The sequence below is a fragment of the Xanthomonas floridensis genome, from assembly GCF_001642575.1.
GTDB lineage: Bacteria > Pseudomonadota > Gammaproteobacteria > Xanthomonadales > Xanthomonadaceae > Xanthomonas > Xanthomonas floridensis.
The window spans coordinates 171,825-184,591 of sequence record NZ_LXNG01000034.1 but is presented as its reverse complement, the minus strand read 5'-3'; the positions used below and the strand labels follow the sequence as shown (position 1 = coordinate 184,591).

The window sequence follows — 12,767 nt, the reverse complement described above, 5'->3', positions numbered from 1 at the left end:
CTATCCCAATACTTCGGCAAATCCACCGCCGTCGTCTCAATAGTTAAGGGCACGGTCCAAATCCCCCCGCAAATCCCCCACATCCTCAACCCCCACACTCAAACGCACCAGCGCATCGCTGATGCCAAGCTGGTCGCGGCGGGCCACGGGAATCGAGGCATGCGTCATGACGGCGGGATGGTTGACCAGGCTCTCCACGCCGCCGAGCGATTCGGCCAGGGTGAACAATTCGGTCTTTTCACAGAAACGCTTGGCTGCCTCAAACCCGCCCTTGAGCACGATCGAGACGATGCCGCCGAAGCCGGACATCTGCCGCTGGGCCAGTGCGTGTTGCGGGTGCGAGGCCAGGCCGGGGTAGATCACCTTCTCGATGGCGGGGTGCGTTTCCAGCCACTGCGCCAGCGCCAGGGCGTTGTCGCAGTGGGCGCGCATGCGCAGCGGCAGTGTCTTCAGGCCGCGCAGCGCCAGAAAGCTGTCGAACGGGCCTTGGACGCCGCCGATGGAGTTCTGCAGGAACGCCATCTGTTCGGCAAGCTCGGCATTATCGCCCACGACCGCAATGCCGCCGACCATGTCGGAGTGGCCGTTGAGGTACTTGGTGGCCGAATGCACGACGATATCCGCACCAAGGCCGAGCGGGCGTTGCAGCATCGGCGAGGCGAAGGTGTTGTCGACCACGATCAGCAGGCCGTGCTTGCGGGCGATGGCGGCAATTGCCGCGATGTCGACCAGCTTGAGCATCGGGTTGGTCGGGGTTTCGATCCAGACCATCTTGGTGTCTGGACGAATTGCGGCTTCGAAGGCGGCCGGGTCGGTCAGGTCGACGAAGCTGAAATCCAGGCCGGCGGTGCGGCGACGCACGCGCTCGAACAGGCGGAAGGTGCCGCCATACAGGTCGTCCATTGCCACCACGTGGCTGCCGGCATCCAGCAACTCCATCACGGTGGAGGTGGCGGCCATGCCGGAGGCGAACGCGAACGCGCGCGTGCCGCCTTCCAGTGCAGCCACGCAGCGTTCGTAGGCGAACCGCGTCGGATTATGCGTGCGCGAATACTCAAAGCCCTGGTGTTCGCCTGGGCTGGATTGCGCATACGTGGACGTGGCGTAGATCGGCGGCATCACTGCGCCGGTGCTGGGATCCGGCGACTGCCCTCCATGGATCGCCAGCGTTGCAAGCGACAGCGCGCGCTCGCCGTCATGGCTATGAGTGGTGCGGTTGGACATGGAGGTTCCCGGAAAAAGTGGGCGATTGTAACAAGCGGGTCTGAATGGCCCGTGCCGCGCGTCTCATTGAAACGCGCGGCTGCACGGGGTCACTGCACCCGGCGGCGCAGGTAGTTCAGCAGGTCGATACGGGTGATCAGGCCCAGAAATTGCTTGCCATCCATGACGATGGCGACCTGGCCGCGGTCGAACACCGGCAGCAGCGCTTCGATCGGCGAGGCCACATCCAGGCGATCGAGCTTGCTGACCATGGCGGTGGAGATCGGGTCGCGGAAGCGTGCCTCGTCGCCATACACATGCAGCAACACGTCGCTCTCGTCCACGATGCCGACCAGCTCGCCGTCATCGATGACCGGCAGCTGCGAGACGTCATACAGCTTCATGCGCTGATAGGCGGTGGTCAGCAGGTCCTTCGGGCCCACCACCACGGTATCGCGCTTGTTGTACGGGCGCAGGATCAGGTCGCGCAGGTCGCCGTGCTGCGGGCGCTCCAGGAAGCCGTTGTCCAGCATCCAGTAGTCGTTGTACATCTTGGACAGGTACTTGTTGCCGGTGTCGCAGACGAACACCAGCACGCGCTTGGGCGTGGTCTGCTCGCGGCAATACTTCAGCGCCGCAGCCAGCAGGGTACCGGTGGACGAGCCGCCGAGGATGCCCTCCTTGGCCAGCAACTCGCGCGCGGTGTGGAAGCTTTCCGCATCGCTGATCGAATACGCCTTCTTGACGCGGGTGAAGTCGGAGATGTCCGGCAGGAAATCCTCTCCGATGCCTTCGACCAGCCAGCTGCCGGACTTTTCGCTGACCGTGCCCTCTTCGATGTACTGAGTGAGGATCGAGCCGACCGGGTCGGCCAGCACCAGTTCGGTGTGCGGCGAGGCGCTGGCGAAGGCGCGCGACAGGCCGGTCATGGTGCCGGAGCTGCCGCAGCCGAACACGATGGCATCCAGCTGGCCGTTCATCTGCGCCAGGATTTCCGGGCCGGTGCCGAATTCGTGCGCGGCCGGGTTGTCCGGGTTGCCGAACTGGTTGATGAAGTAGGCACCCGGGGTTTCGGCGGCGATCTTGGCGGCCAGGTCCTGGTAGTACTCCGGATGGCCCTTGGCCACATCCGAGCGGGTCAACACCACGTTGGCGCCCATGGCCTTGAGATTGAAGATCTTCTCGCGGCTCATCTTGTCCGGCACCACCAGGATCAGCTGGTAGCCCTTCTGCTGCGCCACCAGTGCCAGACCCAGGCCGGTATTACCGGCAGTACCTTCCACCAGGGTGGCGCCGGGCTTCAGGTCGCCGCGCTGCTCGGCCGCTTCGATCATCGACAGGCCGATGCGGTCCTTGATCGACCCGCCAGGATTATTCGCCTCCAGCTTGAGGAACAGCTCGCAGACGCCGGTGTCCAGGCGCTGGGCCTTGACGATCGGCGTGTTGCCAATCAGTTCGAGTACGGAGGAATGGATCGCCATCGGGATATCGTCGCTGCGCCACGCGGGCTAGACCGGTCATTATCCGACGAACGGCCGGGGAATGCTCATTCAGGCGTGAAGCGGTGGGGTGCGCCGATGAACAAGCGTGCTCAACCGACCTGACTGGCGCCGCATGCCCGCCAGGAAGCCGCCGCTACAACGAAAGACGCGGACGGTGGCAAGCCGACGAGGAGGCCGCCACCGCCCGCGACGGTGAACTTGTTCTAACGATGGGGAAGGATCAGTGCGTCAGCTGGTCGTACATCCGGGTGAGCTTTTCTTTGGCTTGCAACTTCTCGCGCTTCATCTGGCCCAAGGTCACGTCGTCGATCGGGAGCACCCCGAGTTCGGCATCCATGCATTTCTTGTTCAATAGCTTGTGGCGTTGGTAGAGCTGCTTGAACTCGGGATCGGACTTCATCAATGCGTCGATTTCGGTCTGCGGTTGCCCTTCGAACATGGCGTTACCTCCTTCACTTAAAACAAGAACGCCCCGGCCAGCACAGGCACGGGGCGCTGCTTGGGGATGGAAGACCAACGCGTTGCAAAGGCCGACACCCGGGCGAAACCACCACCAACCATTCCACCCGTTTGCGTCGTTGCGTGCCTCTGCGTCACTGGCCCGGCCCTCCGTACTTCCCGGGCGGCGGAGTTGCTGCCCGGAGGTACGACCCTACGCCGGTCGCGAAGGGGGTTCAAGGCCGAAACGACCGCTTTTGGCGTTCCCCGCATCAATCAGTGACCGCGGTTCAACCGGGCGTCATGCCCGGGTTAAAAGGCCTTAACTTCCAACCACTTGCCATCAGGGCGCGACAACGACCTCAGCCGCACGGGTCTTGCTGGCAGCGCCCTTGGTGCCGGTGACCTGCAGCCGCGAGGCCGCCACGCCGCCCGCCACCAGGGCATCGCGCAGCGCTTCGGCACGCTTCTTGGCGGTGGCCGCATCGCTATCGAAGCCGACGATGCTGACCCGGCCCTTCTTGCCGATGTTCAGGTACTCGGCCAGCGCCTTGGCCTGCCCGGCAGCATCGCCGGACAACGCCGCCTTGCCACCGAAGGCACCACTGCCCAGCGAGAACACCTCGCCCCGGGTGTCGAACTTGGCGGGCGGCAGTTTGGCCCCGGCCACCAGTTCGGCTTCCTCGTGCGCCAGCTGCACGGCTTTCTGCTGGGCGGCGTTGAGCTTGGCGGTCTGCTTGCCGGCCACGCTGGTCAAGGCCAGCTCGGCATCCTGCCGGGCCAGGGTTTCCTGCTCGGCGGCCTGACGCATGCGCTCGGCCTCCTCGGCCTGGATCTGCGCTTGCACGCGCAGGCGCTCGGCCTCCTGCCGCGCACGCGAGGCGTCGCGGCGGCTGGCTTCGATCAGCAGGTCGTTGCGGGTGCCTTCCAGCCGGTCCAGCTCGCGCCGGGCCAGCGCGGTGCGCGCAGTGAGTTCGGCGATCTCGACCCGGCGGTCGGCCAGGGACAGCAGTTCGTCGCGGTCGCGGCGCTTGGCCTCGGCCAGCGCGGCCACGGTCTGCTGCGCCTGCAGGCGCTCGTAGCGGGCCAGGTCGTTGGTCTGCGGATCGCTCTGCAGCACGGCCAGGCGCCGGTTCAGCGCGTCGGCCTGCGGGTCGTCCTTGGCCGCAAAGGCCAGCGGCGGCAACGTCGCCAGGCCCAACACACCCAGATATAACAAGGGGCGCAGGTTCATCGGGCACCCTCCCCGGTGTTGAGGGTGGTCTGCAGCTGCGCCACTTCCTTGCGGCGTTGCTCCAGCTGGGCGCTGACCACCGCTTCTTCGCTGCGCGCCTTGGCCAGATCGGCATCGGCGGCGGCGCGCAGGGCCAGTTGCGGCACCTGCTTGCGCTGGCGCTTGTCCAGTTGCGCCTGCTGAGCCTGCATCAGCTCCTGGCGGGCCAGGTTGACCAGATCCGGGGCGTATTGGTCGGCATCGGCCTGGGTGGCGCGTTGCACGGCCTGTTCGGCGGCGGTGAGCTCCGGTGCCACCTGGGCGGCGACCGGAGAGGAAAGAACCATGAAACAGGCGATGCCATACAGGGATCGCCGCAAGTATGCGAAGCTAGCCGTCATTAGGGGAGCCGTAGCGAGAAGTCTCGAGCACGGCCATTGTCGGAAGCCTGCGGCGGACTTGCAACGAGACGCTGCTGTTTGTTGGGGAACCATTGCGCATGGATATCGGCTACTTCCTGAAGCTGATGACCGAAAAGAATGCCTCGGACATGTTCTTGACCACCGGCGCGCCGGTGTACATCAAGATCGAAGGCAAGCTCTACCCGCTCGGCAATACGGGGTTGCCGCCGGGGATGGTCAAGAAAATCGCTTACTCATTGATGGACGAAGGCCAGGTACCGCAGTTCGAGCGCGAGCTCGAGCTCAACATGGCCATCGCCCTGCCCGACGCCGGCCGCTTCCGCGTGAACGTGTTCAAGCAGCGTGGCGAGGTGGGCATGGTGATCCGCGCCATCCGCAGCCGGATCCCGAGCATCGAAGAGCTCAACCTGCCGCAGGTGCTCAAGGACGTCATCATGACCCCGCGCGGGCTGGTGCTGGTGGTCGGTTCGACCGGCTCCGGCAAGTCGACCTCGCTGGCCTCGATGATCGACCACCGCAACAGCACCACCACCGGGCACATCCTCACCATCGAGGACCCGATCGAATATCTGCACAAGCACAAGATGTCGATCGTGAACCAGCGCGAGGTGGGCCTGGACACGCATGCCTTCCAGAGCGCGCTGAAGAACGCGATGCGCGAAGCGCCGGACGTGATCCTGATCGGCGAGATCCTGGATGCCGAGACCATGGAGGCGGCGATCGCCTTCGCCGAGACCGGTCACCTGTGCCTGGCGACGTTGCACTCCAACAACGCCGACCAGACCATCGAACGCATCCTCAATTTCTTCCCGGAAAGCGCGCACAAGAACGTGCTGATGAACCTGGCGCTGAATCTGCGCGCAGTGGTCTCGCAGCGCCTGGTCAAGGGCGTGGATGGGCGCCGCCGGCCGGCGACCGAAGTGCTGCTGAACACGCCGATGATTCGCGACCTGCTGCGCCGCGGCCAGGTGCACGAGGTCAAGGCGGCGATGGAAGAGTCGCTGGAAGAAGGCATGCAGACCTTCGACCAATGCCTGTTCCGGATGGTCAAGACTGGCGAGATCGAGCAGGAAGAAGCGCTGCGTGCTGCCGATTCGCGTGACGGCCTGGCGCTGAAGTTCCGCCTGTCCGAAGGCGGGTCCGGCGAACACGACCCGTATGCCGATTACGAGGCGGCATCGGCACCCAAGATCAGCCACGGGTTCATCTAGTCGGCCTGGGCGGCGACGATCGGTGATCTTGCGGCGCCGGGGGCTGCTGAATCCTGGCCCTTTCAGGGCGAACTCTGCGACGCGCCCCCGTTCGCGATGCCGATGCGACCAGCGCCCTCATCCGGCGCTGCGCGCCACCTTCTCCCGCTTGCGGGAGAAGGAGAGATCGGCAGCCTTCCGCTTGCTGGAGAAGGGAGAGATCGGCGGCCTTCCGCCTGCTGGAGAAGGGAGAGATCGGCGGCTTTCCGCTTGTGGGAGAAGGGAGAGATCGGCGCTCGCACGGTGCTTTCAGATGCCGGTGCCGAAGCTCTCAAACTTACATTCCGATGTTGCCTGGCGTGATGCCAACTACCCGAACCGGGTGAGTGCCCGCCTGCCCTTCTCCCGTGCCACGGGAGAAGGTGCCCGAAGGGCGGATGAGGGCTGTGACAGCCTGCCCTCAGGCCACCGCGTCGACCTGCATCTCCGGGCGCGCCGCGTCGAAGGCCGGTAACGCCAGGCACGCCTGCTCGATGCGCTGCAAGGTCGGATATGGCGCCAGATCGACATCGAACCGGTGCGCGTTGTAGAGCTGCGGAATCAGCACGCAATCGGCCAGGCCTGGTGCGTCGCCATGGCAGAAACGTCCGGTGTGCGTATCGCGCGCCAGCTGCGTTTCCAATCCGGCGAACCCGCGCTGCATCCAGTGCCGGGTCCACTGCAGGCGTTGCGCGGCGTCCAGCGCAAAGTCGCGCTCCAGCAGCTGGGTGACACGCAGGTTGTTGAGCGGATGCACATCGCAGGCGATGAGTTGCGCCAGCGCGCGCACGCGGGCGCGGTCGGCCGGCGCAGATGGCAGCAGCGCGGCGGTGTCTGCGAATGCCTCTTCCAGATACTCCAGAATCGCCAGCGACTGCGCGATCACCACGCTGCCATGGCGTAGCGTGGGCACCAGTTCCTGCGGATTGAGTTGCGCGTAGGCCGGCGCGTGCTGCTCGCCCCCATCGCGCACCAGATGCACTGGATGGATGACATGCTCCAGCGCCTTCAACTGCAACCCGATGCGCACGCGGTAGGCCGCGCTGGAACGCCAGTACGAAAACAGCTCCAACCCCGCACTCATGGGTGGGCGCCGCTGTGGCAGCCAAGTGCCGCTGCAGCCTGCGTCACGGCAGCGGCTGCCGTTCGACGCGCTGTTCGATCGCGCCGAAGATGCTGCTGCCGTCGGCGGCGAACATTTCGATGCGCACCTCGTCGCCGAAGGACATGAACGGCGTGCTCGGCGAGCCGTCGCGCAAGGTTTCCACCACGCGCTGTTCGGCGAAACATGACGCGCCCAGCGTGGTGTCCTCGTTGGCGATGGTGCCCGAGCCCACGATGGTGCCGGCCGATAGCGGCCGGGTCTTGGCCGCGTGCGCCACCAGCTGGGCGAAGTCGAACTGCATGTCATTGCCGGCTTCAGGCGCACCGAACCAGGCGCCGTTGACATGGGTCACCAGCGGCAGATGCACCTTGTTGCCGCGCCAGGCCTCGCCCAGCTCGTCGGGGGTGACGAACACCGGCGACAACGCCGAGCGCGGCTTGGACTGCACGAATCCAAAGCCCTTGGCGAGCTCGGCCGGAATCAGGTTGCGCAGCGAGACATCGTTGACCAGGCCGACCAGCTGGATATGTGCAGCCGCCTGTTCGGGCGAAGCGCCCATCGGCACGTCGTCAGTGATGACCACCAGCTCGGCCTCCAGGTCGATGCCGTGGTCTTCGCTGATTACCTTGATGGCATCGCGCGGTCCATAGAACCCGGCGCTGGTGGCCTGGTACATCAGCGGGTCGGTGTAGAAGCTTTCCGGCACCTCGGCGTTGCGCGCGCGGCGCACGCGCTCCACATGCGGCAGGTAAGCGCTGCCATCGACGAATTCGTAAGCGCGCGGCAGCGGCGCGGCCAGCGCCTGCGGGTCCAGGTCGAACACGCCGTCGGCGCTGCCGTCTTCCAGCGCGTCGGCCAGGGCATTCAGGCGCGGCGCGCTATTGCTCCAGTCTTCCAGCGCGCGCTGCAGGGTAGGCGCAATGCCGGTGGCACGTACGGCCTTGCTCAGGTCGCGGGAGACCACGATCAGGCTGCCGTCGCGGCCGCCTTCCTTCAGGGAACCTAGCTTCATGACCTTCCTGTGCAGTGACGGATCGGCCGATTGTACGACCTGCCGCAACATCCGTTACACCTGAAACAACTGACCCGCACCCCAACCGCCGGCAGGAACTTTTGTGCAGCGCGCCAATCGCGCGTACACTTGCCGGGTCTGCATGCGGCCGTCCGTTTCCCTTTGGGACCGCCGGCGAGGCCAGGATCGATCGATCCGCTCGCCCGCCCCACCCGACGCCTTTCGTGGTGCCGACAAACCCATCGCGTCTTGATTGGGTTGATCCACCATCTCGCAGCGCGGTTCACGGGAACGCTCCGAGCCTCACCTTCTGCATCTGCAATGCGTTTGCGCTCCAGGCCTGGTCTGGTGGCGACGCTTTACTTGGAGCTTCCTGATGTCTTTTGAATCCCTGGGCCTGGCGCCCTTCCTGCTGCGCGCGTTGGCCGAGCAGGGCTATGAAACCCCCACCCCGATCCAGCAGCAGGCGATTCCGCTGGTGCTGGAAGGCCACGACCTGCTGGCCGGCGCACAGACCGGCACCGGCAAGACCGCAGCGTTCGGCCTGCCGCTGCTGCAGCACCTGGGCACCAGCCCGCAGCCGGTCAATGGCCCGCGCAAGCCGCGTGCGTTGATCCTGACCCCCACCCGCGAACTGGCCACCCAGGTGCACGACAGCCTGCGCGGCTACAGCAAGTACCTGCGCATCCCGAGCGCGGTGATCTACGGCGGCGTGGGCATGGGCAACCAGCTCGACGCGCTGCGTCGTGGCGTGGACCTGCTGATCGCCTGCCCGGGCCGCCTGATCGACCATATCGAGCGCCGCAGCGTGGACCTGTCCGGCATCGAAGTGCTGATCCTGGACGAAGCCGACCGCATGCTCGACATGGGCTTTTTGCCGTCGATCAAGCGCATCCTGACCAAGCTGCCGCGCCAGAACCGCCAGACTCTGCTGTTCTCGGCGACGTTTGAAGAGAACATCAAGCAGCTGGCGCTGGAGTTCATGCGCAACCCGATGCAGATCCAGGTCACCCCGAGCAATACCGTGGCCGAGAGCATCACCCACCGCGTGCACCCGGTCGATGGCGCGCGCAAGCGCGACCTGCTGCTGCACCTGCTGGCGCAGGACAGCCGCGAGCAGACCCTGGTGTTTGCCCGCACCAAGCACGGCAGCGACAAGCTGGCGCTGTTCCTGGAGAAGTCCGGCATCAAGACCGCGGCGATCCACGGCAACAAGAGCCAGGGCCAGCGCATGCGCGCGCTGAGCGACTTCAAGGCCGGCCGCGTGACTGTGCTGGTGGCCACCGATATCGCCGCGCGCGGCATCGATATCGACCAGCTGCCCAAGGTCATCAACTACGACCTGCCGATGGTGGCCGAAGACTACGTGCACCGGATCGGCCGCACCGGCCGTAACGGCTCCACCGGCGAAGCGATCTCGCTGGTGGCGCAGGACGAAGCCAAGCTGCTGCGTCAGATCGTGCGCATGCTGGGCCGCGACGTGGAAATCCGCGACGTACCGGGCTACGAGCCGCAGACTCCGATCCGCTGGGGCAACAGCGCCCCGGGCCGTGCCGAGCAGCCGGGTGGCGATCGCGCGCCGCGCAAGAGCCACGCCCGCCGCCCGCATGGCGATGCACCGCGTCAGGCGCATGCGCATGCCGGCCCGAAGAAGCCGGGTGGCCAGCGTAGCAGCGGGCCGCGTCAGGCCAATGCCGGTGCAGGCGCCGGTCGTCGCGATAGCGGGCGGGGCGGCAACGGCCGTCCGGCCAACCGCGGCGCCTGAGCGGTGAGCGTCGGTTGACCACAGGGGCCGCGATGCGGCCCTTGTTCTGTCCGCCGCGGCCTGCCCAGGCCGTTGCGTGATCCGGCGTCGGGCCGGCACGCGCCCTTCCTTCCCATTGTTTGCCGAATCATCGTCATGGACATCTTCAAGGTATTCACCCTGGAAGCCGCACACCGGCTTCCCAACGTGCCGCCTGGCCACAAATGCGCCCGTCTGCACGGGCACTCGTTCCGGGTCGAACTGCATGTCAGCGGCGAACCGGGCGCCGAGACTGGCTGGATCATGGACTTCGGCGATATCAAGGCGGCCTTCCAGCCGATCTACGACCGCCTGGACCATCACTACCTCAACGATATCGAGGGGCTGGAAAACCCGACCAGCGAGCGGCTGGCGATCTGGATCTGGAACCAGCTCAAGCCGGCGTTGCCGCAGCTGAGCGAGATCGTGGTGCACGAGACCTGCACCTCCGGCTGCCGTTATCGCGGTTGATTCCTGCGCAGTTGCTTGACCCGAAGCCGCCTGCCAGGCGGCTTTGTCGTTTTAGAAAAACCGCCAAGTTACTGAATTCAAAACAATTCTGTTGACGGTTGGAAAAACTTCAGGAAACGTGTTGCATCGCACCAATATCCGCGTATGCTGCAACGCAACAAACGGTCACGGCTTTCCCCAAGGGGTTCGCAATGTCGGCGCAGTTCGATAACAGCTTCACCGGCCAGTTCGCTTCTGCCGCAGCACGTGCCAACCAGTTGGCATTGGACACGCTGGAGCAGAACGTCAACGCAACCACCAGCTTCTTCGGTGAGTTTGCGCAGGCACGCGACCTGGGTGCCTACCAGACGCTTTGGCCCAAGGGCCTGCAACTGGCCCGCGACAACCTGGAACGCCTGGCTTCGGCCAATCAGGAAGTAGTCGGGATGGGATTGAAGATGTCCAGCGAGCTTGGGCAGTTCGCCAAGCAGCAGTTCGATACCGGCAGCGAACAGGCCGGCGCAACAGGCAAGACACGGCGCAAGTAACGGCCCCCAAAATTCAGCGTCTTTGCATGGGTCCCTCCCCCCGTGCAATCCGGCCCGACAGATCCCTCCCTCTGTCGGGCTTTTTTATTGTGCGTTTGCCGGGCGGCCGATCGCCGCGGCCTGCGCGCGGCGATCGGCACTGGCGCGGTTGCAGCCGGCGCGGCTAGATCGGTAGCCGCAGCTCCTGCGCCTGGCTGGCGGCATCGGCGCCCGGGCGCCAGGGGATCCGCCCCCAGCACGGCATCCCCAGACGCTGGTGCAGCATCTGGATGTTCGCTTCGACGCGCTCCATCTGCGGGTCCACCTCGTTGGCGATCCATCCGATGCACTCCAGTCCGTCGGCGGCGATGGCGGCGGCGGTCAGGCGCGCGTGGTTGATGCAGCCCAGCCGCACGCCGACCACCAGCACCACCGGCAATTGCAGCGCGCGGACCAGATCGGCCTGATCCAGATCGGCGCTGAGCGGCGCGGCCCAGCCACCGACACCTTCGACCACCACCACATCGGCCTGGCGACGCAATTGCGCGAAGGCGCGGGCGATCGGGTCCAGCGACAGGGTGACGCCGACATCGGCGGCGGCCAGCTCCGGTGCCAGCGGTGCGGGCAAGGCGTAGGGGTTGAGGGTGGCGTAGTCCGGCTGCGGGACGCTGGCCGCCTGCAGCGCCAGCGCGTCTTCATTGCGCCAGCCATCCGGCGTCTGTTCGCAGCCACTGGCGACCGGCTTCATCCCCACTGCGGTATGCCCGCGTGTGCGTAGCGCGTGCAGCAACGCCGTACTGCCCACGGTCTTGCCGATGCCGGTGTCGGTGCCGGTGACATACAACGCCGGATGCTGCATGCGTTCGATCCTGCGGCCGCGCCGCCGTTTGCCGGGAGGGCGCGCAGCATAACGCGCGGATCCGGACGCGCGGCTGAGTCGCAATGCCGCTGCGGATGGCCGCTGCTAAACTTCGGCCATGTTCGCCACCTCTTCGCTGACCGGCAGCAAGCCGGAACAATATGCCCAGCTCACCGCCCAGGCCCAGGCCCTGGTGCACGGCGAGCCGGATCGGATCGCCAATGCCGCCAATCTGGCCGCACTGATCTTCAATTCGCTGCCGTCGCTCAACTGGGCCGGCTTCTATTTCTACGATGGCCGCGAGCTGGTGGTTGGTCCCTTCCAGGGCTTGCCGGCCTGCGTGCGCATTCCGCTGGACAAGGGCGTGTGCGGTACGGCCGCCAGCACCCGGCAAAGCCAGCGCATTGCCGACGTGGACGCGTTTCCCGGGCATATCGCCTGCGATTCGGCGTCGCGCTCGGAACTGGTGATCCCGCTGGTCAAGGGCGATACCTTGATCGGCGTACTGGATCTGGACAGTCCGGAGCTGGATCGCTTCGATGCGGACGATCAGCGCGGCCTGGAAGCCGTCGCGCAAGTCTTCGTCGGCGCGCTGACGTGACCACCGAACGGCTGCGCAATATCGGCCCGAAAAGTGCGGCGTGGCTGCGTCAGGTCGGCCTGCGCACGCAACAGGATCTGCAGGCGGTGGGCGCGGTAGGCGCATTCGTCAAAGTCCGCCGCGCCGGTTTCAAGCCCAGCCTCAATCTGCTGTATTCGCTGGAAGGCGCCTTGACCGATTGCCATTGGCAGGACGTGCCGGAAGCGCGGCGGCATGCCTTGCTGGCTGAGTACGAGGCGGCCAGTGCGCTATTGCCGGTGCGCGGCCGCGCGGTCGCCGGGCCGGTGGAAACCGTGCACTACGCGCGGGCCGACAACGACGATACGCATGGCGAGATGGGCGAAGCAGACGATGACGCTGCGGACCTGATCCAGACGCGCGACGATTGAATACTTGCGCCGAGTTGCCGCAGGCGTGTGCGCA

The 12,767-nt window shown here is 65.8% G+C and carries 14 protein-coding genes; 6 read left to right on the top strand and 8 right to left on the bottom strand.

The window, feature by feature from the left end; all coding sequences use genetic code 11:
* Window positions 1-36 precede the first annotated feature (36 nt).
* From A7D17_RS17530 to A7D17_RS17510, 5 genes are all read right to left on the bottom strand, one after another.
* The gene (locus A7D17_RS17530; RefSeq protein WP_064510259.1) at window positions 37-1,224 is read right to left on the bottom strand and encodes a cystathionine gamma-synthase; all 1,188 of its coding nucleotides are present in this window, start codon (window positions 1,222-1,224) and stop codon (window positions 37-39) included.
* A gap of 89 nt (window positions 1,225-1,313) precedes the next feature.
* Complete coding sequence (locus A7D17_RS17525; RefSeq protein ID WP_064510258.1) at window positions 1,314-2,684, bottom strand: pyridoxal-phosphate dependent enzyme; 1,371 nt, start codon at window positions 2,682-2,684, stop codon at window positions 1,314-1,316.
* Between the two features lie 241 nt (window positions 2,685-2,925).
* On the bottom strand, window positions 2,926-3,144 hold the full coding sequence (locus A7D17_RS17520; protein ID WP_019237985.1) for an HP1242/YdcH family protein: 219 nt from the start codon (window positions 3,142-3,144) through the stop codon (window positions 2,926-2,928).
* 342 nt (window positions 3,145-3,486) lie between these two features.
* Window positions 3,487-4,377, bottom strand: coding sequence for a coiled-coil domain-containing protein (locus A7D17_RS17515; protein ID WP_064510257.1), 891 nt, complete (start codon window positions 4,375-4,377; stop codon window positions 3,487-3,489).
* On the bottom strand, window positions 4,374-4,757 hold the full coding sequence (locus A7D17_RS17510) for a DUF4398 domain-containing protein (RefSeq protein WP_064510256.1): 384 nt from the start codon (window positions 4,755-4,757) through the stop codon (window positions 4,374-4,376). Before A7D17_RS17510 ends, A7D17_RS17515 begins: the two co-directional genes overlap by 4 nt.
* A gap of 98 nt (window positions 4,758-4,855) precedes the next feature.
* On the opposite strand from A7D17_RS17510, the gene A7D17_RS17505 reads away from it, so the two are divergent.
* Window positions 4,856-5,989, top strand: a complete 1,134-nt coding sequence (locus A7D17_RS17505) for a PilT/PilU family type 4a pilus ATPase (RefSeq protein WP_029221250.1) — start codon at window positions 4,856-4,858, stop codon at window positions 5,987-5,989.
* Window positions 5,990-6,428: 439 nt separating this feature from the next.
* Here the strand turns inward: A7D17_RS17505 and maiA are convergent, their stop codons facing one another.
* Window positions 6,429-7,091: a maleylacetoacetate isomerase gene (maiA, locus tag A7D17_RS17500; RefSeq protein ID WP_064510255.1), complete on the bottom strand. Its 663-nt coding sequence runs from the start codon at window positions 7,089-7,091 to the stop codon at window positions 6,429-6,431.
* A gap of 43 nt (window positions 7,092-7,134) precedes the next feature.
* On the bottom strand, window positions 7,135-8,124 hold the full coding sequence (locus A7D17_RS17495; RefSeq protein WP_064510335.1) for a fumarylacetoacetate hydrolase family protein: 990 nt from the start codon (window positions 8,122-8,124) through the stop codon (window positions 7,135-7,137).
* Window positions 8,125-8,500: 376 nt separating this feature from the next.
* Here A7D17_RS17495 and A7D17_RS17490 point away from each other — a divergent pair, with 376 nt between their 5' ends.
* The 3 genes from A7D17_RS17490 (at window position 8,501) to A7D17_RS17480 (ending at window position 10,905) form a co-directional block, all read left to right on the top strand.
* Window positions 8,501-9,889, top strand: coding sequence for a DEAD/DEAH box helicase (locus A7D17_RS17490; RefSeq protein WP_064510254.1), 1,389 nt, complete (start codon window positions 8,501-8,503; stop codon window positions 9,887-9,889).
* 135 nt (window positions 9,890-10,024) lie between these two features.
* Window positions 10,025-10,378: a 6-carboxytetrahydropterin synthase QueD gene (queD, locus tag A7D17_RS17485; protein WP_039529685.1), complete on the top strand. Its 354-nt coding sequence runs from the start codon at window positions 10,025-10,027 to the stop codon at window positions 10,376-10,378.
* A 191-nt stretch (window positions 10,379-10,569) separates the two neighbouring features.
* Entirely contained in the window at window positions 10,570-10,905 is a 336-nt protein-coding gene (locus A7D17_RS17480; RefSeq protein ID WP_064510253.1) for a phasin family protein, read from the top strand.
* 163 nt (window positions 10,906-11,068) lie between these two features.
* Here the strand turns inward: A7D17_RS17480 and bioD are convergent, their stop codons facing one another.
* Window positions 11,069-11,743 carry a dethiobiotin synthase gene (bioD, locus tag A7D17_RS17475; RefSeq protein ID WP_064510252.1) on the bottom strand — a complete coding sequence of 225 codons (675 nt, stop codon included), beginning with the start codon at window positions 11,741-11,743 and terminating at the stop codon, window positions 11,069-11,071.
* Between the two features lie 118 nt (window positions 11,744-11,861).
* Between bioD and A7D17_RS17470 the strand changes: the two genes are divergently transcribed.
* Window positions 11,862-12,344 carry a GAF domain-containing protein gene (locus tag A7D17_RS17470; protein WP_064510251.1) on the top strand — a complete coding sequence of 161 codons (483 nt, stop codon included), beginning with the start codon at window positions 11,862-11,864 and terminating at the stop codon, window positions 12,342-12,344.
* The gene (locus A7D17_RS17465) at window positions 12,341-12,733 is read left to right on the top strand and encodes a TfoX/Sxy family protein (protein WP_064510250.1); all 393 of its coding nucleotides are present in this window, start codon (window positions 12,341-12,343) and stop codon (window positions 12,731-12,733) included. The genes A7D17_RS17470 and A7D17_RS17465 overlap by 4 nt, the downstream gene beginning before the upstream one ends.
* Window positions 12,734-12,767: the final 34 nt, after the last annotated feature.